21 protein-coding genes and 1 riboswitch are annotated in these 23,463 nt (G+C 40.5%); of the genes, 5 read left to right on the plus strand and 16 right to left on the minus strand.

Annotated elements, in window-relative coordinates; genetic code table 11:
* Positions 1–7 precede the first annotated feature (7 nt).
* From IGI64_RS07885 to IGI64_RS07895, 3 genes are all read right to left on the minus strand, one after another.
* A complete protein-coding gene (locus IGI64_RS07885) occupies positions 8–2,788 on the minus strand; it encodes a helicase C-terminal domain-containing protein (protein WP_429940129.1) in 2,781 nt (926 codons plus the stop codon).
* A 167-nt stretch (positions 2,789–2,955) separates the two neighbouring features.
* Entirely contained in the window at positions 2,956–3,156 is a 201-nt protein-coding gene (locus IGI64_RS07890) for a cold-shock protein (RefSeq protein WP_016625467.1), read from the minus strand.
* Between the two features lie 255 nt (positions 3,157–3,411).
* A complete protein-coding gene (locus tag IGI64_RS07895; protein ID WP_429940130.1) occupies positions 3,412–4,533 on the minus strand; it encodes a hypothetical protein in 1,122 nt (373 codons plus the stop codon).
* A 212-nt stretch (positions 4,534–4,745) separates the two neighbouring features.
* On the opposite strand from IGI64_RS07895, the gene IGI64_RS07900 reads away from it, so the two are divergent.
* The 3 genes from IGI64_RS07900 (at position 4,746) to IGI64_RS07910 (ending at position 7,626) form a co-directional block, all read left to right on the plus strand.
* On the plus strand, positions 4,746–4,874 hold the full coding sequence (locus tag IGI64_RS07900) for a hypothetical protein (protein WP_016625465.1): 129 nt from the start codon (positions 4,746–4,748) through the stop codon (positions 4,872–4,874).
* A gap of 96 nt (positions 4,875–4,970) precedes the next feature.
* A complete protein-coding gene (locus IGI64_RS07905; protein WP_429940131.1) occupies positions 4,971–6,272 on the plus strand; it encodes a serine hydrolase in 1,302 nt (433 codons plus the stop codon).
* 154 nt (positions 6,273–6,426) lie between these two features.
* Complete coding sequence (locus IGI64_RS07910; RefSeq protein WP_429940132.1) at positions 6,427–7,626, plus strand: YdcF family protein; 1,200 nt, start codon at positions 6,427–6,429, stop codon at positions 7,624–7,626.
* 48 nt (positions 7,627–7,674) lie between these two features.
* On the opposite strand, the gene galU is transcribed toward IGI64_RS07910, so the two are convergent.
* The 6 genes from galU to IGI64_RS07940 all read right to left on the minus strand — a co-directional run bounded on the left by galU (position 7,675) and on the right by IGI64_RS07940 (position 13,485).
* Positions 7,675–8,553: a UTP--glucose-1-phosphate uridylyltransferase GalU gene (gene galU / locus IGI64_RS07915; RefSeq protein WP_016625699.1), complete on the minus strand. Its 879-nt coding sequence runs from the start codon at positions 8,551–8,553 to the stop codon at positions 7,675–7,677.
* A 19-nt stretch (positions 8,554–8,572) separates the two neighbouring features.
* Positions 8,573–9,589, minus strand: a complete 1,017-nt coding sequence (locus IGI64_RS07920) for an NAD(P)H-dependent glycerol-3-phosphate dehydrogenase (RefSeq protein ID WP_429940133.1) — start codon at positions 9,587–9,589, stop codon at positions 8,573–8,575.
* A gap of 159 nt (positions 9,590–9,748) precedes the next feature.
* The gene (locus tag IGI64_RS07925) at positions 9,749–11,008 is read right to left on the minus strand and encodes a voltage-gated chloride channel family protein (RefSeq protein ID WP_429940134.1); all 1,260 of its coding nucleotides are present in this window, start codon (positions 11,006–11,008) and stop codon (positions 9,749–9,751) included.
* A 61-nt stretch (positions 11,009–11,069) separates the two neighbouring features.
* A riboswitch (Fluoride riboswitch) is annotated at positions 11,070–11,137 on the minus strand.
* 38 nt (positions 11,138–11,175) lie between these two features.
* Positions 11,176–11,823 (minus strand): FusB/FusC family EF-G-binding protein, encoded by a 648-nt coding sequence (locus IGI64_RS07930; protein ID WP_429940135.1) that lies wholly within the window; start codon positions 11,821–11,823, stop codon positions 11,176–11,178.
* A 262-nt stretch (positions 11,824–12,085) separates the two neighbouring features.
* Positions 12,086–12,595: an HD domain-containing protein gene (locus IGI64_RS07935; RefSeq protein ID WP_016625704.1), complete on the minus strand. Its 510-nt coding sequence runs from the start codon at positions 12,593–12,595 to the stop codon at positions 12,086–12,088.
* A gap of 122 nt (positions 12,596–12,717) precedes the next feature.
* Complete coding sequence (locus IGI64_RS07940; protein WP_429940136.1) at positions 12,718–13,485, minus strand: TrmH family RNA methyltransferase; 768 nt, start codon at positions 13,483–13,485, stop codon at positions 12,718–12,720.
* Between the two features lie 104 nt (positions 13,486–13,589).
* Here IGI64_RS07940 and IGI64_RS07945 point away from each other — a divergent pair, with 104 nt between their 5' ends.
* Both IGI64_RS07945 and yidC read left to right on the plus strand, forming a co-directional pair.
* On the plus strand, positions 13,590–13,865 hold the full coding sequence (locus IGI64_RS07945) for an acylphosphatase (RefSeq protein WP_034863383.1): 276 nt from the start codon (positions 13,590–13,592) through the stop codon (positions 13,863–13,865).
* A gap of 311 nt (positions 13,866–14,176) precedes the next feature.
* Complete coding sequence (gene yidC, locus IGI64_RS07950) at positions 14,177–15,136, plus strand: membrane protein insertase YidC (protein ID WP_429940137.1); 960 nt, start codon at positions 14,177–14,179, stop codon at positions 15,134–15,136.
* Positions 15,137–15,196: 60 nt separating this feature from the next.
* On the opposite strand, the gene glyS is transcribed toward yidC, so the two are convergent.
* The 7 genes from glyS to IGI64_RS07985 form a co-directional block, all read right to left on the minus strand.
* The gene (gene glyS / locus IGI64_RS07955; RefSeq protein WP_429940138.1) at positions 15,197–17,269 is read right to left on the minus strand and encodes a glycine--tRNA ligase subunit beta; all 2,073 of its coding nucleotides are present in this window, start codon (positions 17,267–17,269) and stop codon (positions 15,197–15,199) included.
* Between the two features lies 1 nt (position 17,270).
* The gene (gene glyQ / locus IGI64_RS07960; protein WP_034863392.1) at positions 17,271–18,188 is read right to left on the minus strand and encodes a glycine--tRNA ligase subunit alpha; all 918 of its coding nucleotides are present in this window, start codon (positions 18,186–18,188) and stop codon (positions 17,271–17,273) included.
* Positions 18,189–18,512: 324 nt separating this feature from the next.
* Positions 18,513–19,295: a DNA repair protein RecO gene (recO, locus tag IGI64_RS07965; RefSeq protein WP_016625711.1), complete on the minus strand. Its 783-nt coding sequence runs from the start codon at positions 19,293–19,295 to the stop codon at positions 18,513–18,515.
* Between the two features lie 181 nt (positions 19,296–19,476).
* On the minus strand, positions 19,477–20,376 hold the full coding sequence (era, locus tag IGI64_RS07970) for a GTPase Era (protein ID WP_429940139.1): 900 nt from the start codon (positions 20,374–20,376) through the stop codon (positions 19,477–19,479).
* A 13-nt stretch (positions 20,377–20,389) separates the two neighbouring features.
* Entirely contained in the window at positions 20,390–20,785 is a 396-nt protein-coding gene (locus IGI64_RS07975; protein ID WP_016625713.1) for a diacylglycerol kinase family protein, read from the minus strand.
* Positions 20,769–21,245 carry an rRNA maturation RNase YbeY gene (gene ybeY, locus IGI64_RS07980; RefSeq protein ID WP_016625714.1) on the minus strand — a complete coding sequence of 159 codons (477 nt, stop codon included), beginning with the start codon at positions 21,243–21,245 and terminating at the stop codon, positions 20,769–20,771. Before ybeY ends, IGI64_RS07975 begins: the two co-directional genes overlap by 17 nt.
* The gene (locus IGI64_RS07985; protein ID WP_016625715.1) at positions 21,245–23,446 is read right to left on the minus strand and encodes an HD family phosphohydrolase; all 2,202 of its coding nucleotides are present in this window, start codon (positions 23,444–23,446) and stop codon (positions 21,245–21,247) included. The genes ybeY and IGI64_RS07985 overlap by 1 nt, the downstream gene beginning before the upstream one ends.
* Between the last annotated feature and the right edge of the window lie 17 nt (positions 23,447–23,463).

Genomic DNA, 23,463 nt, shown 5'->3' on the forward strand with positions numbered 1-23,463 from the left:
CTAAAGATTATTCTTCGTTTTTCTTTAAGAAATCATGAACACTTTCAAACATTTCATCCGCCGGCAGCACTTCTAAAGGCAAGTTTTTCGGCAAAGCACGCACGATCTGCTTCCCATAACTGGCTGTGATCAAACGCTTGTCTAAAACGATCAGCACGCCGCGGTCTTCTTCTGAGCGGATCAACCGACCAAGAGCCTGCCGTAATTTCAAAGCCGCTTTTGGTACAGATTCTTGATAAAAAGGATTGACTCCTTCTGCTTCTAAATACGCATAGCGTGCTTTGACCAGCGGACGCATTGGATTTTCAAAAGGAAGGCGTGTCACAACGACCAGCTGTAACGCATCTCCTGGAAGATCGACTCCTTCCCAAAAACTGTCTGCACCAAATAATACACTGTCCGATGAAAGAATAAATCGTTTCAGTAATTTTTCCCGACTTCCGCCAAATCCTTGGGCAATGATTTCTCTTCCTTCTTCCAGCATTTTCAAGTGCATAGAATGATACACTTTTTGCAGGATCTCATGAGAAGTAAATAACACTAGGATTGGTCGTTCTTCTTTATGGATAAGATCTGTCAGCAGCTCTGTCAAATATTGGATATAGCTTTCGGCAGAGACTTTGTTGGCTGCTGGTGCGTTATCAGGCACGTAAACTCTGGCTTGTTTTTCATAGTCATAGGGCGACGCGATGACTTTCAGCGATGTTTGCTCAATTCCAAGCCGTTTTGCTAAATAGTGACGGTCAGAACCGATTTTGAGTGTCCCGCCAACATACAAGATATGCTCGTATCTGTCATACCATGTCGTTGCAGGCAAAGTTGCCGCTCGAAAATCATGCAGATGGAAAATCGTGTATTGCGGTTGTACCGCTGGAATCAGCCAATGGACATAATTTTCCTGCCAATCTTCCAACCATTGTTCCATGAATGTTCCTTGTGTTTCCAACTGATCAAATAATCGATAAAATTCTGCTAAATCGATGCGCATCCGATTGGTCCAGCTGTCTTGTACAGTTGACAGTTTTTCTTTGATCGCTTCTTGGAGCTGACGGATTTCTTGATAAAATAATTGCAGATGATCCATCGCCGTCTGTGCTTCAAAAGGCAATTGTTCCATCATTTCTTTTGTGACCAGACATTCTTCACTCGCAGATTTTGCAGCAAACGCTTCTGCCAAATGGTTCAATTCTCTGGCAATGATGAGTTGTGCTTCGATAAGTGCAGAAAGTTCTTGACGATAGATAGCCAAATAACGCAGACACTCACTGTCCTCTTTCAAATACTCTGAAAACCGTTCAAACAGCTGTCCAGGTTCATTCAGCTGATCGATTTGCTTTTTGAACTGCCCAAGATTCAATCTTCGGTCATTGATTTTTTCGGCAATGTCTGGCAGATGATGCGCTTCGTCGATCAATAAGAAGCGGCTTTTCGGCAAGAGCGGTTTTTCCCTTAGTGTTTCTTGGACTAACAGCGCATGATTGACGATCAAAAAATTACTTTGTTTCATTTGGCGTAAGAGATGCCGCAGAAAATCTTGTTCATAGAAGGGCAATTTTGCAGAAAGAAAATCAGGTCCTCGATGATAGACATCATTGAAAAATACATGATTTAGATTCGTCAATTGCAGTTCATCCAAGTCTCCTGTCGTCGTTTGGGTCAGCCAAACCAGTACGGCCATTTGATACAATGCGTATTGCTTTTGAACAGGTTCTTGCTGCAATGTCGCTTTAAAACGCTGCAAATCGATATAATGACGGAAGCTTTTTAAAACGACAGCGTGGATCGGCTGGTCCAGCAGCTGATTCAGCATCGGAATGTCTTTTTCTACGATCTGACTTTGCAAGACAAGAGAAACAGTACTGATGATGACAGGTTCTTCCGGCGTTGCTAAATAGCTCAGAGGAAAAAGATACCCAATCGTTTTTCCCATACCAGTTGCCGCTTCGATCATCAGATTTTTTGCTTCATCTTTTGTAAAATGATCATAAACTGCATTCATTAAGCGATTCTGTTCTTTTCGATATGAGAGTTTTCCTTGGAACAGCTTTTCTTTTGCTTGTTTTTTTCGCGGGTATGTTCGTTCACCGTAATAATTGGCAGAAAACAATTCGATTTCTTTTTTCTGAAGCGCGATTCCTTCAACGATTTCGACAGTATTTGGCAAAGCCATTGGCGCTGCTTTCATTTCTTCTAACACTTGCCAAATGAATCGGCCGGTATCCATACTTGTCAATTTGCTTAATCGGGCAATCTGTTCTACGGTCACTAAAGGCAGTTCTCGAATCTTTTCTTCGATCCGCAAAAAAAGACGCCCAGTTACTTCCGCGTCGCTGTCTGCCTGATGCGGATTTTCGTGGGTAAAGCCAAAACGTTCTGCTAAATCAGAAAGTCTGAAACTGGGTTCTGTCGGCAGGAAAATCTGTGCCAATTCGACAGTATCGATTCCAGGAATCTTCAACTCTGGTGCCCCGCATCTTTTGAGTTCCTCATTTAAAAAATGATAATCAAAATGGATGTTGTGGGCGACAAAAATCGTATCCGCCAATAAATGATAGATCGTCAAAGCGACGTCTTCAAAATAAGGCGCATCTTGGACTCTTTTATTGGTGATCCCTGTCAGATTTTGGATTTGTTTGGAGATCCTCTTTCCTGGATTCACATCTATTGAAAATCGACTCGTTATTTTTCCAGCTTCGATCATTACGCAGCCAAATTGAATAATGCGGTCTTCTTTAGGATTTGTGCCGGTTGTTTCGATATCTACGACCGCGTAAGTTTTTGGTTTCAAACTCATACCTCTTCTCTTGCGTTTCTTTCTGAAAATTATACTACAAATTCAGAAAAAAAACTTGAATCGCCCTACGCTTTTAAAAGAAAACTGCTTTCTTTTAAAAAACAAAAAAGGCTTGGAGCAGATATCCGAAGATTCTGCACCAAGCCTTGGTTCATCAATAATTAAGCTTTGTTAACGTTAGTTGCTTGAGGTCCGCGTTGACCGTCTTCAACGTCGAAAGTCACTGCTTGACCTTCTTCTAAAGTTTTGAAGCCTTCGCCTTGGATAGCTGAAAAGTGAACGAATACGTCGTTTCCGTTTTCTGCTGTGATAAATCCAAAACCTTTTTCTGAGTTAAACCATTTTACTGTACCTGTTTCCATAATAAAAATCCTCCTTGTGTATCAACACATATTTTGCAATTACTTGTATGGTGAATATCTGGAAGATGTTTATTTGAAACAAGCTACCATAATTACCGAACAAAAACTACACTTATTAGTATAGCACACTCACTTAGAAAAGCATAGTGTTTTTAGCTAAATAAATCGTTTTTGTCTGCTTTTTAGAAAAAAACCTCCGTTAAACTAACGAACATTGAAAACGCAACGATTAAAAATCATTAAGTTTCTCCTCAATCAATAGCGTAAAATCGCTGCTAAGCTTTTCTTATCCGGTGCATCATTTTGATCCAAGATGAATACTTGCCCGCCATTAGCTAACACATCGTCTGCGATCGTATTCAAGACTTGACGGCGATCATACTCTGTTTCCGGATCTTCGCCGAAACCATCAGCTAAATTCGAAGTAGCAATAAATAGGTGAGAGATTTTCCCTTCCTTAGCAGCTGGGACGATATCCACAAGCTGATCAAGGAATTTTCGATCTAACAGTTTTTCATAGCTTTTTGACTCTTGTTCGCCTAATTCAGCAGACAATTTTTGGATATTTTTCTCTGCTTCTTGGAGCGACAATTGCGCTGGAGAAGAAGAAATTGCTGCATCATAACTTACGTAAGGATTTTTTGCGACTTTTTTGAACATCGTTTGGTTTTCCGGCAATGCGTAAAGATAAATCGGCCATTTTTCCGGATTCTCAAATTGGTCTTTTAAATACGTATCGATTGCTTGATAATAATTTGTCCAATCGATCTCTACTTCTTCATCTTTCGTATTCACGCCATGGAATGTCATTCCCTCTTTTGAACGAGAAGAACCTCCTTGAGAAGAGTAATTCAAACCGCCGCCAGTCAATTCATCTCCTAAAGCTTTTACTAAATCAGTCGGTGCATCTTCTGGAAGCTGCACTTCAGATACTTGTTTATCTTTGACTGCAAACATCTTGATCGAATCACGGTTCAAGCCAAGGACAAAATAAGAATAGTTGAAATGTTCATTTTTGATGATCGCCAATAAATAAGGCAGATCACTGACATAATATTGATCATCTACGGCAATACTTAACCGGTGTACATATGTTTCTTCAGGAGTTACGATCACACCGACACTTTGAGTCCCGCTCCGCCAAAAGGAAGCATCATTCAATAGTGTGTCGATTTTTTCTTGGATCGGTGTCCACTCATGTTCAGGATATTTTTTTTCAAAACGTTTCTTCGCTTCTTTCGCGAAATTTTTGAATTTGATTTGATCTTTTTCTACATTTTGATGTCCTACATGTGTATTCAGCATGATCGTGACAAAAGGACCTTTTGCATCTTTCGAAGTCAGTTGTGTCAACAAATCTTTACCAATTTTTGTCATAAACGTCCCCTCCTAAAAAGTCGATCTTTATATAATAAAGTCTACCACAACAATTTTTTTCCTAACACTAAAACGATTTCTTTTTTAACAAATGTTTCTGCTCTTCACGCTTTTTTCATATATTATTCGATTCTTTCTCGATTGTTTGGGAAATTTATTCAAATCTTTTTGTTATATTGACTGTAAGATTAACTTACAAAGGAGAATTCCCTATGCAAATTCTATTGATTTTTAGTTTATTGAGTATCATCACTGTCCTTGGCTACACAGCAATTCGGTCGATCCAATTAGAACCGCAGCCTGTCAAAGCACGTGTAAAAAGCGAAACAAACCGGAAATAACCCGATTGTTTCCGACAAACATTGAAACTGTTCTCGCTCTCTGATAAAATTCTTATTTGTACACAGTCAAAAGATTTCATTTTAAGGAGAGCTGATATGTCGTTCAAAAAAAACCGGCTAGCCTTGCTAGCAGCTAGCATCATTCTATGTCTTACCCCGTTTTTGATCCCTTTTACCACTTATGCAGATACTTCGTTTAAAGTAAATGCAAAAGCAGCCTTTGCAGTAGATGCAGAAAGCGGAAAGATCCTTTATGACCAAGATGGCGAAACGCCAATGGGTATTGCATCTATCACAAAGATCATCGGCCTTTATCTTGTATTGGATCAAGTCAAAGACGGAAAGCTTTCATGGGATGACACCGTGCCGATCTCAGATTACGCGGAAGAATTAAGTACTGTCCCAGATTTATCAAACGTTCCTTTACATAAAGAGAACAGCTACACGGTCAAAGAGTTATTCGATTCTGCATTTATCCAGTCAGCAAATGCTTCAATGGTTGCTTTAGCAGAAAAAGTCAGCGGCAGCGAAAAAGAATTTGTTGCAGATATGAAAAAAGAATTGGAAGGCTGGGGAATCAAAGATGCTTCTATCGTGAATGCTTCTGGATTGAATAACCAGTATCTCGGCGACAACCGCCCAGAAGGCACTTCCGAAACAGATGAAAACGAAATGTCTGCCAAAGATGTAGCAATCGTTGCCCGTCATGTGATCAATGACTTCCCTGAAGTGTTGGACGTGACCAGCACAACGACTCAAATGTTTGGCGAAGATACACAGTCTCCTGTCGAAATGGTGAACTGGAACTGGATGCTTCCAGGTTTCATCAATTATAAAGAAGGCGTAGACGGTTTGAAAACAGGTACAACGGAACTAGCAGGTGCTTGTTTTGTCGGAACGATCACACAAGACGGCCGCCGCATCATTACCGTCGTATTGAATGCTGAAGGCCATGCCGAAAACCCAAGCGCTCGTTTCAATGAAACATCACGTTTGATGGACTATTGCTTGGATAACTGGTCAGAAAAAGAAGTTGGGAAAGCTGGTGCAAGCATCCCTGATTTAAAAACAGTTAAAGTCAAAGACGGAAAAGAAGCAACCGTTCCTGTAGCATTGAAAGATCCTGTGAAAGTTTGGGTCCGCACAGGTATGGATACTGGCAACTTGACGATCACTCCTGACTTAGACAAACTGAAAGATGATGAGTTGGCTGCCCCTGCTGATCGCGGAACGACTGTAGGAACAGCTAAAATCGCTGTGGCAGATGACAAACTGGGCTATTTGGAAGAAGACCAAATGCCGTCTACAGAGATCATCACGACAAGCAACGCCGAAAAAGCGAATTTCTTCGTTATCGGCTGGCGTCATGTTGTAAATTTCTTTAGTAATTTGTTTTAAGATTTAAATCTCTTATCAAAAACCTTTCTGAAACGATTTTTGTTTCAGAAAGGTTTTTTTTATTTGTTCTGTTTTTTCTGCGCTCCAGCAGCTGGAATTTTCCTTTTTGTTTGTTTTTCGTTATACTGATTAGTATGTAAAAGGAGTTGAAATTATGGATTTAACGAGAGATCTAAGTTTTTTTATTCTGTATCTCGCGGGTGTTGCTGGGCTGATTTTTTGGCGTAAAAAACAAAAAGATCCAGCACTGTTTTTCTACGGCAGCAGCTGGACATTTGCCGTCATGATGGCCTATTTCATCTATTTAGAGATTGCCAAGCACACATTTTATGTCGGTCTTCCTTTATTTTTCTTTGCAATTTTTGCTTATTTCTATTTTACCGAAAAACGAAGGCTGCTTAATGGGTTATTGTTCAATATCTTTTTGATGAGTTTTGGTGCTTATCTGATTTTATTGCTTTTCCAAACGCAAAATATCTTGATCGGCGGGCTTGTTGCGTTGGTTGGTGTCTTCTTTTTATTGATCGTGATCTTCGGGATCTATGCATTGATTGTTTTTCTTTATTGGAATGGCATCGTCGTACTGAAAAGAGAATCGCATTCTCTAGCTAATCTTTTAACATTATTTTTAGCGATTTTTCTAACAATCATTGTATTGGTCAACTTTTTCTTATTGGCTTATCTTCCTGATTGGGCACGAATATTAGCACTTATGGTTCCTGTGATACTTTTTTATTTTTTCATTGTTTTTTACAATTTCTTGACAGTTTCTGTCCTTTATCAATTCAACCGGCCAAGATTCAATCAAGATTTCATCGTTGTGTTAGGTGCTGGTTTGTTACATGGAGAAAAAGTCACACCTTTATTGGCTAAACGGATCGATAAAGCAATCGCCTTTTATCGAGCACAAGAAAAAGCAACGCTCAGCCCGCCAAAACTCTTGATGTCTGGCGGACAAGGACTTGATGAAAAGATTCCGGAAGCTGTTGCGATGCAGAAATATGCACTAGAAAAAGGCATACCTCCTGAACAGATATTAGTGGAGACGAATTCGAAAACGACCCTTGAGAACATGCTCTTTTCTAAAGAACTCATGGATCGCGAAAAATCTCGTTATCGTGCGATTTTCACTTCGAATAATTACCATATTTTCCGCGCCGGTATGTATGCCCGGACAGCACGATTGAAGGCGAACGGGATTGGGGCAAAAACAGCTTTCTATTATTTGCCAAATGCCTTTCTGCGTGAGTATATCGCGATTTTGATGATGAACAAGAAACGGCATCTTGTTATTTGCAGCTTGATTGCAGCATTCTTTGTTCTCTTTTCGCTTCTCACTTTCTTTATTGGTTGAAAAAATATCTAAAAAAAACAGCGTTGCGGCTTCGCAACGCTGTTTTTCTTATTTTCCTTCTAATTCTTCGCTCAATTGGATCACGTATTCTTTAAGATCCGATCCGATTTGCGGATGAGTCAGCCCATATTCGATACTTGTTTGCATGTAGCCGAATTTATCCCCTACATCGTAGCGGCGGCCTTTGAATGTCCGCGCAAATACTCGTTGTTTTTTATTCAACTTATCGATTGCATCTGTTAATTGGATCTCGTTTCCCGCACCAGGTTCTTGAGATTCTAAAATATCAAAAATATCTGGTGTTAACAGATAACGGCCGATGATTGCTAAATCACTTGGTGCATCTTCTGGTTTTGGTTTCTCGATGAAATTTTTTACACTGCATAAACCGTCGCAGACAGCTTCACCAGGATCGATGATGCCGTATTTTGATGTATCTTTATGAGGAATCTCCATGACTGCGATCGTTGAAGCTTTCGTTTCTTCGTAATCATTCATCAATTGTTTTGTCAAAGGAATCTCGTCCTTCATTAAATCATCCCCTAACATCACTACGAAAGGTTCGTTGCCAACAAATGTTTTGGCTTGCAGTACGGCATGTCCTAAACCTTGCGGATGCGGCTGGCGAATAAAGTGCAGATTTACATCTGTTGTTTCTTCAATCAATTGCAAGAGTTCATCTTTGTGTTTTTCTTTTAGATTCATCTCTAATTCAAGATTGGCATCAAAGTGATCCTCAATAGGACGCTTGCTTTTACCTGTAACGATCAAAATATCTTCGATTCCTGAATTCAGTGCTTCTTCTACGATAAATTGGATCGTTGGTTTATCAACGATTGGCAGCATTTCTTTTGCCATCGCTTTCGTTGCTGGTAAAAATCTGGTTCCTAATCCTGCTGCTGGAATAACTGCTTTTTTGACTTTCACTGTGACCCCTCCAAATTTGCTATTTTATTGAAAATTCATTTTCCATCTTGCCGTCGCGCAGCATTACTTCTTTCACTGCTTGTCGGACATCTTTTCCTTCATATAACACACTGTAGATTGTTTCTGTGATTGGCATTTCAACATTTAATTGTTGCGCTAGTTCCACGGCTGCTTTCGTTGTTGAGACACCTTCAACGATCATCCCCATGTTATCCAGCACTTCTTCCAGTTTATGGCCTTTTCCTAAAAGATTTCCAGCACGCCAGTTTCTTGAATGGACACTTGTACATGTCACGATCAAATCGCCCACACCGCTCAAACCAATGAATGTCAACGGATTCGCACCCATCGCCACGCCTAAGCGGCTGATTTCTGCTAAGCCGCGCGTCATGATGGCTGCTTTGGCATTGTCGCCAAAACCTAACCCATGGATTGCGCCAGCACCAATGGCAATGATGTTTTTCAACGCGGCGCCTGTCTCTACACCAATGACGTCATCATTCGTATAGATTCGGAAATAATCGTTCATAAATAATTGCTGAACTGTTTCTGCCGCTTTTAAATCGGTACTTGCTGCAGTAATCGTCGTAATGTCGTGGACTGCGACTTCTTCTGCATGACTTGGACCAGATAAAACAACGATTGCCTGCCGTTTTTCTTCTGGGATCTCTTCTGCGATTACTTCGGAGATACGTTTGTGCGTGCCTTGTTCCAAGCCTTTGCTGGCATGGATGATCAATGGTTTGGTGTTCATTTTCTGTACCAATTCTTGTGCAACTGCTCGCGTAGCTTTCGTTGGGACAACAAACAAGACTGCATCGACACCGTCCACAGCTTCCCCTAGTTCTTTATAGCCGATGATTGTTTCGGGCAATTTCAACTTTGGCAGAAAATGGCGATTTGTATGATACGTGTTGATTTCGTCAATTTGGGCTGGGACATTTCCCCAGATCCGTACATCATGACCATTCTCTGCTAGTGTTTGTGCTAATGCAGTGCCCCAAGAACCAGGACCTAAGACTGCGATTTTACTCATGTTATATTCTCCTTTGTACTGAAAAATCTTCCCGAAAGAAGGCGTTATTTTTTTATGAAGAAATACCATCTACTTATATAATAAACGAAAGTATTTAATATATATATTAATATACTTACGGAAGGGTGACCAGATTATTTTGAAAAAGTTTAGAAATCCCTATTTTTTAAGGTTTCCGCTTTTTTTGATTCCAGGAACAAACAGAATCCCCTTTTCGATCATTACTTTCTGCGCAGAGTAGATGCCGTTATTTCCTGAACACATAAAACTAATGATACAGATCATGAACAAAAAGCCTGCAGCATCACTGCCGAATAATTCGATGCCCATGATAAAACAAGCAATCGGAGTATTCGTCGCACCAGAAAAAACACCTATGAAGCCCAATCCAGCTAAAAACGGAATCGATACATGCATAACTTGAGCAAAGGTTGATCCTAATGATGCACCAATCTCAAATAACGGTGTCACTTCTCCGCCTTGATATCCTGCACCTAAAGACAATACTGTAAAGAATAATTTCCCAAAAAAATCAAAAAAATGAGCCTGTCCAGAAAACGCATCTTGAAGGAGGGGCAAACTCAATCCCAAATAACGATGGCCTTGGAAAAGAAGTGCCGCAAAAACAACGATGGCTCCACCCGCAAAATTTCTGAACACTGGATTTTGGAACCAGCGTGCATAAACACCTTTTAAGAAAACGATGGAACGGCTGAATACCCAGCCGCACAGACCAAATCCGATACCAGCCACCAGTAATTTGACAAAAAGAAGCACACTCCAGGAAGGGATCTCCCCCATCGAATAGTGGATATGTGTCGCTCCTAATCCTTCCGTCACGAAATTAGCAAATAATGCAGCAAAAAAACTTGGGAATAAGGCTTCTGTCCGCATTTTGCCGATTGCTAATACTTCCAGTCCAAAAAGCGTACCAGCTAAAGGCGTACCGAAAACTGAACTGAACCCCGCACTGATACCGGAAATCACTAAAATCTCCCGGTCGATTTTATCGATCTTGAACAAACGAGCAAGATTTTCAGCAATGGCGCCACCCATTTGGACAGCCGTTCCTTCTCGGCCAACTGAGCCGCCGAGCAAATGTGTAGTCAACGTACCAAACAACGTCAGCGGAATCAAACGCAGTGGGATTTTTTCTTCCCCGCCATTCCCTTGATCAATCACCAAATTATTCCCGCGTCCGGCATTTTTACCAAAATAAGTATATAAGTACGCAAACAAAGCGCCGCCCGCAGGTAATAAATAAAGCAGCCACGGATGTTCCAGACGTACATCTGTCACAAACGTCAAGCTCGTCAAAAAGAATGCAGAAAGGCTTCCCATCAATACACCCACAATAGCGGTAAGCAGTAACCACCTTGTCATGTATGTTCCGATCCTTATAATTTGACTATTTTTCATCTTATTTCCTCCTTATTATCCAAACAAAAAAACGCCTACTAAACAAAGGGCTCTCGTCCTTTCTCTAGTAGGCGTCATTAGCTGTCTTTCGATCAACGTTTAAAGGCGAACACCATCACCTTATTCCTTAAAAAGAATAGCATGTTTTCTTTCAAAAAACAATGCGGTCACTTTTCTTTTTTCACGATTTCTGCAAATTCATGAAATTTGTCCAGTTGAACAAGCTGCTTGTTGCATTGTTCGCTGTCGTGGCAAATATAGTTGCCGCGTTTTGTGTACGTCCCGTCCGAGGAAGTTTTGGTCGTTGCTAAAAACATCGAAACATTCGATGTTTTTTGGCAAATCGAACAGATTCCTTTGATGATCGTTGGTGACAACGTACCGCTGATGCCTTGCAATTTATTCTCTTTATAGAAAAGAATAAATTTCTTTTGAGTACCTGGATCATTCCAGCCGATATAAGTATGTTCACGCAAATCCAATTCTGACCAATTTGGGAATTTCAGTTTTTTGGTCTTGCGGAAGACTTTCTCAATCTGTTTTTTCTCAGGCTGTTCAAACGGGATCACCGCTTCTTTCAATGTTTCTAACGCCTGTTCTGCTTTTGCTTTCGTCCATGTCCGATCCAGCGCAAGCTTTAAGAACGCTTCTGCTTCTTCGTTTTCTGTTTCAAACAATCCTCGGATCTTTTCAGCCGCAAGTGCTTGGACTGTTTCGACCGTTTTGTTGTCATTGACAGAAGAATAAACACTTAGCAAGTGCTCTGCTTCTCGTTTGATAAAATAATAGTTGTATGTTTCGATGGTTGGTTTCATAATAGTGATTCCTTTCCTCTTTTGTTTTCATACCTTGAAGAAAGAATCAGGTTCTACAAAGTATGTTCTACTTGTAAAGCCCCATCGTTTTTAAATAAGATACGTTCTGTCTGTGCATCTTATCATCACCCCCTTTAAATTGTTGGGTCTGCCAATTTATTACTATACTTGAAAAAGGCTGAAAAAACAAGGTCGAGAAAACAGGCCTGGACGTCTACGAGCGCTTGGCGCTGTTAGAAACGATCAGACCTGTTTATCTCTGTTATTCGATGCCAACCGGTTTTTTGCCGAAGAAATGCTGCCATTTTTGTTTCATCGTTGCAGTCATTGGTTGTGATGCTTCTTTGACTGCGCAGTATTTATCGACCATTGTCACGATATAGCTTTCTTTATATTTTGGCGGAGCAATCGTTGCTCCCCACATGTGTTTCAAAATGATGTCTCTCTCCAGATCAGAGAGTTCTGTGATTTTCTCAGCGTTTTTGACAGCGATTCTTGGGTGCACATACGCATGTGTCCCTTCATCGAATTTCGTTGTCCGCCAGTCATAATAAAAGAGGTCATGTAAGAGTCCGGCGCGAGCTGTTGCTCTTGCGTCTCCGCCCCATTTTTTTGCAAGTTTATAACTATTGTAAGAAACACTGATAGAATGCTCTAATCGTGTCGAGTGGACATGTTGAGTATAATCAGCTAATTTTTTCACAGCCTCAGTTTCTAAAAGTTCTGCTACATAAGACATGTATTCTTCGTCTTCACGCCATTTTTCTGTCATATCTTCAATCTGCCACCTTTTTTGAATTTCGTTATTATTGAAATTGGTACCAGTATATCACTAGTTTTTGGTTCGTACTAGGGAGTTCTTATGCAACTATCCAAAACTTAACAGTTCCTTAATCAACGTGAAAAATGGTACATCAAGACACCGGCAGCTACGCCCACATTTAATGATTCGGCATTTCCAGGAATTGGGATATACACATTTTTATCAGTCATATCCAAGATTTCTTTTTGGACACCTTGGCCTTCATTCCCCATGATTAAAGCAAAATCAGTTGTTTTTGGCACTTCATTGAGAGGAAATGCTTCTTCATTCAGTTCTGTTCCGTAGATCGGCGTTTGCTGTTCTTTGAAAAGAGGAATGATCTCTGTCAGGTCTTTTTGGAGAATCGGCAGATGATAATTGCTTCCTTGCATACTTCTTAATACTTTAGTACTGTACAAGTCAGCTGTTCCTTTCCCCAAAATAACACCGGTTAAACCGAACGCATCGGCTGTCCGGATCATAGTTCCGACATTCCCTGGATCTTGCACATTGTCTAACAGCAGCCATCCGCCTTTGTACGATCCAACTTCTGATTCATCCATTTCGATTACTGCTAAGATTCCTTGAGGCGTCGGCAAATCTGAAACAGCAGACATGACTTCGGCGCTGACTAGATAACAGATTTCTTCCTTTACCCTGCGAGCGATCCAATCGCTCCATTCTTTGAGTCCTCGATCTGTCACAAGCAGCTCTTTGATTTTAGCGCCAGATGCCTCTGCTTCCTCCACTAAGTGAAACCCTTCTAGCAAATAACACCTCGCTTCCTCTCTGTATTTCTTTTTATGTAATTTTTTCAATTCTTTGATCAATGGATTCTTTACCGATTGGATTTCTTTCAATTTTTTCACCTCACCTGATTATAGCATGAATCAGGGGTTCGAACTTGTTTACTTTTTAAAAAATCGTTATCATAAATCTATAAAGAAGAAAGCAGGTGACTCTCATGCGCAAAGTAAGAATGAACGTGCAAGGCCGTGTCCAAGGTGTTGGTTTCCGCTATACGACGAAAATGCTTGCGGATCAGCTTGGTATTTTCGGCACGGTCAAAAATGAAGAAGATGGTTCTGTAACGATTGAAGCAATCGGTGATGACGAGACTGTAGAAGCATTTATCTCCAAGGTCAAAGATTCTCCTAGTCCTAGCGGTCGTGTCACTTACGTTGATTTACAAGAGGACCCAATGATCCAGGAACGTGAAAAATTTGACGTTATTTATTAAATAACCATTTTTTGATTTTACAGAAAAACGATGCCCTACTCTATTCGTTTTGAGCGAACCGACTTTTTCTCTGCAGAAGAAAAAAACGGCTCGCTCTTTGCTGCGCCTTGGTTTATGTCTCTATTCGGTAAAAAATCAGGACTGGTTTCTTTTCGTGTTCTATCTCTGCTTTTTCATATCAAAAAATACTTACAAAAAATAACAGTTCTTTTTAACGCAATAATGTGATTTTTCTATGAATACAATTGAATTTCGCTGTTTTTTTTAGTATAGTTAATTTTGTGTAAAAATTATGGAAGAGGAAGAATTTAATGAATAAATGGAAAAATTGGCTGCTAGGCTCCGGACTTTTGTCCATCATGCTGTTTTTGTCTGGCTGTGTACGTACAGATTCACATGGTAATCCTGATACTTCAGGCTTTGTTTATCGCATACTTGTCCATCCGATGGGTCAAGCGATCACTTATTTAGTTCAAAACTTCAACTGGTCTTACGGTTGGGCGGTCATCTTTATGACGATCATCGTTCGTTTGATCATCTTGCCTTTAGGGATCAGCCAGTCGAAGAAAACAATGATCCAATCTGAAAAAATGCAAGCCTTGAAACCTCAAGTCGAAGCAGCGCAAGCAAGAATGAAAACTGCGACAACACGTGAAGAGCAAGTTGCAGCGCAAGCAGAAATGCAGCAAGTTTATAAAGAAAATGGTATGAGCATGACAGGCGGTATTGGTTGTTTACCTCTATTGATCCAAATGCCTATCTTCTCCGCATTATACTTTACTGCTCGTTACACAGAAGGTATCCGCGAATCTTCATTCTACGGTATCGATCTTGGTTCACCTAGTCTTGTCTTAGTTGCCATTGCTGGGATCGCTTATCTGCTGCAAGGATATATCTCAACAATCGGTATTCCGGAAGAACAGAAAAAAACGATGCGTACGATGCTGATTGTTTCACCTGCTATGATCGTCTTCATGTCGATCAGCGCTCCTGCTGGTGTGACATTGTACTGGGTAGTCGGCGGTGTGTTCAGTTGTCTGCAAACATATATCACAAACGTCATCATGAAACCTCGTTTGAAAGCACAAGTAGCAGAAGAATTGAAAAATAATCCTCCAAAAACGGTCGTTACTCCGCCAAAAGATGTAACACCGGAAAAAACAGAGAAAAACGAAAAAACAGTAAAAAGCTTACCTTCTTCTGAAAAATCTGCTGGAAAAAATTCTGGCAAAGGAAGAAATGCTGGAAAACAACAAAGAAACAAAAAATAATACAAAATACTCATTGAAATAAAAAAGGCTGGGACATTTTGTCCCAGCCTTTTTCTGTGCTTATTTTGTCACTAACAGATCCAAGCTCGCTAATGAAAGAGCCATTTCGGCGATTTTTCTTAGTTGTGTCAAACGATTCATCCGTACGTTTTCATCTTCTGCCATAACCATTGTTTGATCAAAATATTCTTCGATCAATGGGCGTAAGCCTGTCAAACGTTCGTAGGTCTCTTCTGGCGTTTGTTCCGCAAAGTCTGCTTCTAGTTCGTTCACTGCTTCATACAAAGCTTTTTCTGCTTCGTTTTCAAATAAAGCAGGATCAACAGCTGCAGATGTTTCTTCTGCTTTTTTCGCTAGATTTACGACACGAGTCAATGCTTCCATGGATGGTTTGAACTCTTGGTCTTCCAAATGTTGTTTGAACAATTGTGCTGCCCCAAATATTTTCGCTAAGTCTTTTTGTTCAGCAGCTAAAACAGCATCGATCACATCATGACGGATTTGTTTTGTTGAAAGCAATTGACGCAAACGGCCTTTGATAAATTCAATAACTTCTTGCTGACCTTCAGATAACTGGATACCAAAACGTTGCGGATCAGCATTCACTGCTTCGCTGATAGCTTCTTGCAATTTTACTAATGGGAATACCCAATTTTTTGCTTCAATGATTCTTACCACACCGTATGCTTGACGACGAAGTGCATAAGGGTCATTAGAGCCGTTTGGAACCATTCCAACAGCAAAGAAAGAAAAGACACTGTCAAGTTTATCAGCAATGGCTAGAACGGCTCCGATGGCTGTTTCCGGCAATTCACCTTCACTTGAAGTTGGAAGATAGTGTTCTCTGACAGCTGCCGCTACTTCTGGTTTTTCTCCTTGCAGCAATGCATATTTCTCTCCCATGATCCCTTGAAGTTCTGGGAATTCACCGACCATATTCGTCACTAGGTCAAATTTATAGATTTCCGCAGCACGTTGCAAATCTGCAAGTTCCGCTTCAGATAAACCAACTGTTTCACCGATAACACGAGCTGCCGCTTGGACACGCTGCATTTTTTCATAGATGCTGCCGATTTTTTCATGGAACGTCACAGATTTTAATTTTTCTACATACATGTCGATTGAATTTTTCTTGTCCTCATTGTAAAAGAATTCTGCATCTTCCAAACGAGCTGTCAATACTTTCTGATTTCCGCGAATGACATTTTCGATTTTCACTCGATCGCCATTACGTGCAGAAATAAAGTGCGGAAGCAGCATACCTTTTGCATTGCGTACTTCGAAATAACGTTGATGTTCTTTCATTGAAGTAACTAGCACTTCTTCTGGAACAGACAAGTATTTTTCTTCAAAATCGCCCGCAAAAACAGTTGGGTATTCAACTAGGTTGTTTACTTCTTCCAGCAATTCAGGATCAAGGTCGATGACCCAGTTGTTTTTAGCTGCTAATGCTTCTGCTTGTTCGACGATTTCTTTTTCTCGTTTTTGAGGAGACGCGATCACGAACTGTTCAGCTAATTTTTCTTCGTATTCATTGGCATGGGCAAAAGTAATATCTTCGCCTAAGAAACGATGGCCGCGGGACACACGGTCTGTTTTGATATCCAGGATCTCGAATGGAATCACTTCATCATCCAATAAAGCAACCAGCCAGTGAATCGGACGAATATACTCAAAGTCATAATTTGCCCAATGCATACGTACTGGGAATGTCAAGCTTTTGACTACCTCAGCTAAACCAGTTAGAACGGTTTTTGCCTCGATGCCGTGAACATATTTCGTTACATAAACATATTCCGTGCCATTCAATTCTTTAAATGTGATTGCATCAGTCGTCAAACCTTGTCCGCGGACAAATCCTTCTGCTGCTTTTGTCCAGTTTCCGTCTGCATCCTGCGCGATTTTTTTCGCTGGACCTTTGACTTCTTCTTGGCTGTCTTCTTGTTTTTCAGGGATATTTGTGACTTTGATTGCTAGACGTCTTGGTGTTGAGAACGTTTCGATCGAATCATAAGTCAATTGATTTTCATCTAAAAATTTCGCTGTTTTTTCTTCTAACTGCTTCATGCTTGGTGTAACGACATGTGCAGGCATTTCTTCTAAGCCGATTTCTAAAAGCAAGTCTTTTGCCATCTTATTCTGCCTCCTTTACAGTTTCGGGGTTTGCAGTATTGTGGTTCAACAATGGATAGCCTAATTTTTCACGTTCTGCAACAAAGATTTTCGCCACAGCGCGAGCCATGTTACGGATTCGTGAAAGATACCCCGCACGTTCTGTTACTGAAACAGCGCCTCGAGCATCTAATAAGTTGAATGTATGGCTGCATTTCAAGATATAATCATACGCTGGATGGACAAGGTTTTCGTCGATACAACGTTTTGCTTCTTTTTCAAAACGGTCAAAGTTTGTCAACAACATTTCTTGGTCACTGACTTCAAAAGAATATTTTGAGTGTTCAAATTCTGGTTGTTTGAAAATCTCGCCGTATTTTACGCCTGCAGACCATTCTAAATCATAGACACTTTCCACTTCTTGGATATAAGAAGCCAAACGTTCTAGACCGTAAGTGATTTCTGAAGTAACAGGTTTGCATTGCAATCCGCCTACTTGTTGGAAATACGTGAACTGAGTGATCTCCATTCCGTCTAGCCAAACTTCCCAGCCGACACCGGCACAGCCCATAGATGGATTTTCCCAGTTATCTTCTACAAAACGGATGTCATGTTCAAGAGGGTCGATACCTAGAAGACGTAAGCTTTCTAAGTAAAGTTCTTGGATATTTTCTGGAGAAGGTTTCATAACTACTTGGAATTGATGATGTTGGTATAAACGGTTTGGATTTTCTCCGTAACGTCCGTCTGCTGGTCGGCGAGAAGGTTCAACATATGCTGCATTCCATGGTTCTGGTCCAATTGCACGTAAAAATGTGTATGGACTCATTGTTCCGGCACCTTTCTCTGTATCGTATGCTTGCATCAGCATACAGCCGTTCGATGACCAAAATTTTTGTAAAGTCAGGATCATTTCTTGAACAGTTAACTTTTTACTCATTTTTTCTGCCCCTTTCGTTTCTAAAGCTTTATGTTTGGCAGTCCGCAAAATCTTTTCAGAAAACAAAAAAATCCCTATGCCTGTTTGAACAGACATAGGGACGAATAATTTCGCGGTTCCACCCTACTTCCGGAGAATCTCCGGCAGCTTTTTCATACTGTACTCGCAAGCGCCGCTTCAAAAACCGCTGGTATCCGGCTCACACCGCCCCGGACTCGCTAAAACTGCGTATTTTCTACTGAACTTGGTCAACATACTATTTATCTATGCCTAATAATAGTCGGTCTGCCTATGTTTTGTCAAATAGTATTTTTCTTTTACCGGCTATTCTTCTGGTTTTTCTTCTTTCAGCACATGTTCCCAACTTTTCATTTGATCAATAAATTTCTTGCTTTTCAGATGGATACCCACGAATTCTTCATATAGCTGATCGATCAGCTGGCGGATTTCTTGCTTGGTCTCTTCTTTCAAATGAATGCCGGATATCTTATCATATGCGATTGCCGAAAACATTCGTGCAAAATGGACAGCCCGTGGCGATGCGTGATAACGATGCGGATCAAGCTGCCAGTGGTTTTCGCAGATAACACCATTATATTTTGAAGAAAAATCAAATTTTCCTTCTGTTTTTCCGCAAACGACACAATGCGTCCAAATCGGTGCACTACCAAAACGACGCATCAATTGGATCTCAAAAATATTCGTGATGATCTCTGCATCATAGCCTTCTTCCATTCGAACCAATGCTTGTTCAAGAAAAGAAAACAGGTTGGGATCATATTGACGGTCTTCAATCGCAGCATCTGTCAAGTTGAGCAAATATGTTCCATAGCCGCTTAAAAAAATATCTTCTTGGATTTTTCTAAAAGGCTGGATATCTTTGGCACTTGTCAAAAAAGAAAGACCCTCTTCATTAAACGTACCGATATAAACGGCTTCGGTAAATGGCAGCAATGCCGGCACTAAAGGCTGGTTTCTTCGATGGATACCTTTGACATAAAACATCATTTTTCCAGCTGATTCGGTAAATATTTTGACAAGCTTGTCTTTTTCTTTATAATTTCGGCTTGATAAAATCAGCCCTTTTGACTCCGTTAGCTGACTCATTCTATCCCTCCTTTATCACAAAAAAGAGACCACGGAAGACGTACCTCCAGTAAGAAACGATCACCTATCTTGGACGTTTTACTGATTAAAATGGTATCTAAGCCATGATCTCTATAAACTTCAAACAATAAATCACTTTTTTACGTACGATATCTGCTGCGGCTTTACGGTCTATCCTGTTTTAATATTCGTCTTTTCGATAACCGTAATCTTGAAGATACGTACGTTTGTCACGCCAATCTTTTTGGACTTTTACCCATAGCTCAAGAAAGACTTTGTCGCCTAAAAGATGTTCGATATCCAAACGAGCTTTCGTGCCGATTTGTTTCAGCATCTTGCCGCCTTTACCGATGATGATCCCTTTTTGACTATCTCTTTCAACAATGATCGTTGCTTCGATCTGAACTTTGTTATTTTCGTTTCTTTTCATTGAATCAACAACGACAGCTACTGAGTGCGGTACTTCATCTCTGGTCAAGAAAAGCACTTTTTCGCGGATCAGTTCTGAAACGATAAAATATTCAGGGTGATCGGTCACTTGATCATCTGGGAAATATTGCGGACCTTCTGGCATTTCGTCAATCAAAGTCGACATCAAACGTTCGACATTGTTTCCTTCTGTTGCTGAAATAGGAACGACTTGTGCAAAATCCATTTGAGAAGAATAATCTTCAATGATTCCTAAAAGATCGTCAGGATGGACTTTGTCGATTTTATTGATGACCAAATACACAGGCGAATCAACGTTTTTCAATCGTTCGATAATAAAGTCATCACCGCGCCCGCGTTTTTGGTCGGCACTGATCATGAACAAGACAGCATCTACTTCTCTCAATGCGCTATAAGCAGTTTCTACCATAAAGTCGCCTAGTCGGTGTTTTGGTTTATGGATTCCTGGTGTATCGATGAAGATCAGCTGTGCGTCTTTTTCCGTATACACACCTTGGATCTTGTTTCTTGTTGTTTGTGCTTTATCACTCATGATCGCGATCTTTTGTCCGACGATCCGGTTCAGCAAAGTTGATTTTCCGACATTTGGACGTCCTACGATCGCCACAAAGCCTGATTTATGTTCTGGCATAAAGATTCTCCTTTTAGTTAAACAGCAATTGATAGATTTTTGGGACAAAAATGATCAGCCCCACGATAACAGTAAAACATGCAGTAAGCAAAACGCCGCCTGCTGCCATGTCTTTGACTTTTTTACCGATTGGATGAAAATGGAAATCAGTAAACATATCAACGACATTTTCAAAAATCGTATTCACTACTTCTGCCAGCAATACTAAAAAAATAGAAAGCAGAAGCCACAGCCACTCGACTTGGGACAGCCCGAAAGCTGCACCCAAAATCAAAGCTGCTGCGCCGAAACAAACATGTTTGCGCATATTCCGTTCCTCTTCAAATACCGTTTTTATTCCTTGGACAGCAAATTCGACTGAAGTAATAAAGTGTTTATTTTTCCCTGTATTGTTATCTTTTAAGTCCATACGCATCCAGTATCTCTTTCTGCAATCCGAACATCTCTTTTTCATCTTCTGGTGTCATATGGTCATACCCATTGATGTGTAAGAAACCATGAACCGCTAAGAAGCCTAATTCCCGATCATAGCTGTGTCCATATTCTTCGGCTTGTTCCTTCGCGCGGTCGATTGAGATCATGATATCGCCTAATACTCTAGGCATTGGATTTTCATCATCTTCAAAGATTACTGGAATCTCGTCTTCCCCTTCTTCTTCCAAAGCAAAACTGATGACATCTGTCGGTGCATCTTTTCCACGGTAATCACGGTTGATTACTTGGATCGCTGCATTGTCCATGAATGTGACGGACATTTCTGTCTCTTCTGGCAAGTTTAAATGGTCTGCTGCAAATTGCAGCAGATCATCGATTTCTTTTATTTTTGTTTCCGAAACTTGATTTGTTTCGTCCATAAATGTGATATCCATTATATTTCGCTTCCTTCTTGTTCTTCTTTCATTTTCTCTGCTTCTGATTTCATCTTCGGATATTTGATCCTTGAATGGAACGTACTGCTCAGTCCGCTGATCAATGATTTCTCCACTTTTCGGATTTCTTTCAATGTCAATCCGCTGTCATCTAATTGACCATCAGAGATACGTTCTTCAATCAGATTATGCACGAATGTCTCGATTTTTTCGCTCGTTGGGTGGTCCATTGCTCGAACGGCTGCTTCACAGCTGTCGGCGATGTTGACGATCCCTGCTTCTCTTGTCTGAGGTTTTGGTCCAGGGTAGCGGAATTGCTGTTCGGTTACTTCTGGATTTCTTTCTTTTGCTTTTACATAGAAATAACGCATCAATGTCGTTCCGTGGTGCTGACGGCAGATATCGATGACCATTTTCGGCATTTTGTATTCTTCTAAGATTTTTGCACCATCTGTGACGTGCCCGAAAATGATTTGTTTACTGTCTTCTGGCAAAAGGAAATTATGAGGGTTTTCTGCTCCTGATGGCAGATTTTCCACAAAGAAACTTGCATGTTTGATTTTGCCGATATCATGATAGTAGCAGGCAACACGGGTCAAAAGCGACCGGCCTCCGATTTCTGCTACTGCATTTGCACTAAGATTTGCCACCATCATACTATGATGATACGTTCCTGGTGCTTCTTCCAATAATTTTTTCAATAATGGATGGTTCGGGTTACTTAACTCATTCAAAACAATCACACTATCGTCATTTACCAGCAATTCGATATAAGGATGCAAACCAATCGTCAATAAGAAAGACAGCAATGCGCCGGCAAATCCGCTGACTAAGGTCATCCAAGTCGTTCCATCTCGGAAACTCATGCCTTGATAAACAACTAAAATAAGATCCATTGCTAACGGAAAAACAACCACCCACATAATAGCAGGAAATCCTTGTTCAGAGATCCGTTGACGTCTTACGATCGTTGCTAAAAGGCCAGAGAAAAGATAGGTGATCAAAATAACGGTCAAAAAGTTTGTTCCGATCGATCCGTAAAAAATGAATAACGCAGAAATCACTTGGAACAAAGCTGCCATGATCCCTGCCCGCCGATTCAAGAAGAAATTCAAGACAAGCGGCATAAATGCAGCTGGATAGAACAATGGGATATACGTTGCTTGTTCTGTTTGGAATAGTTGTAAAAATTTCATCAAAATAACACTGATAGACATTGCAACTACATAAAACAAAACATATTCCGTTCGTTTTCCAACACTTTGGAATTGCATAGAATTAAACACCAGCACCGCTATTTGTAAAAGAACAGCTAAAACCATTGCTACAAGCGGGAAGATTGAAGTATTTTGATCGGTCAATCCCAGTAATTCTAACTTTTCGATTGCTGAAGCATCGATTTGGTTTCCTTCGCGGACAATGATCTCCCCTTGATAAATCATCACAGGCTGAACTGATTGGCGAGCTGTTTCTCTTAACGCTTCTGTCTTTTTCTCGTTCAAGAAATCATTGACTACGATTCCCTGATCAATCAAATAACGAATCACGCGCTGCTGTTCTGCAGAGACATTCAAATACTGCAGCTTGTCTTCGGCTTCTTGTTTAAAAGTCTCCAAATCGCTGTCACGTACTTGCTTGTTCATTTGTTCATCGATCAATTTAATACTTTCGTTGCGAACCGTTTCCAGTTCATCCGAATTTAAACCAAAAATCGATGAATAAAATTGATTTGGGAGTTTTTGATAAAAACTGATATCTTCTGCACTGACGGATTCAAAACTTCTTTTCAGGGCAGCAACTCGTTCATCGGTCGTCGGATTTGGAACATTCTCATCATCATTTGCCTGTTCCACCTTTTTTTCATACTCATCATTGATTTTTTTATTGGTCTTATCGATTAGATCAAACAGCTGATTGATCCGGCTGTTTTGCGTATCCACCATAGATTCTTGATACGTATACTCTGGTGTAATTGCTTCTGCTGCCAATTTTCGTTTTTGTTCAGTGGCTTCAGAATTCTCGACTGTTTTATTTGCCCGAATACTTTCTTCTGCTACTTGTCCTTCTCTAAAGTCGTTCGTCTTTTGTTTGACGCTGCTAAAAGTAACGCCGCAGACTACAATAAAAAACAAAAGCAGTAAAACAGGCAGAGATGCTTTTCCGAGTTTTTCTTGCAGTTGCTGCAGGGTTTTGTTTAACATGAATTATCCTCCTAAGC

The organism is Enterococcus sp. DIV0210g (assembly GCF_050559705.1).
Classification (GTDB): domain Bacteria; phylum Bacillota; class Bacilli; order Lactobacillales; family Enterococcaceae; genus Enterococcus_B; species Enterococcus_B faecalis_A.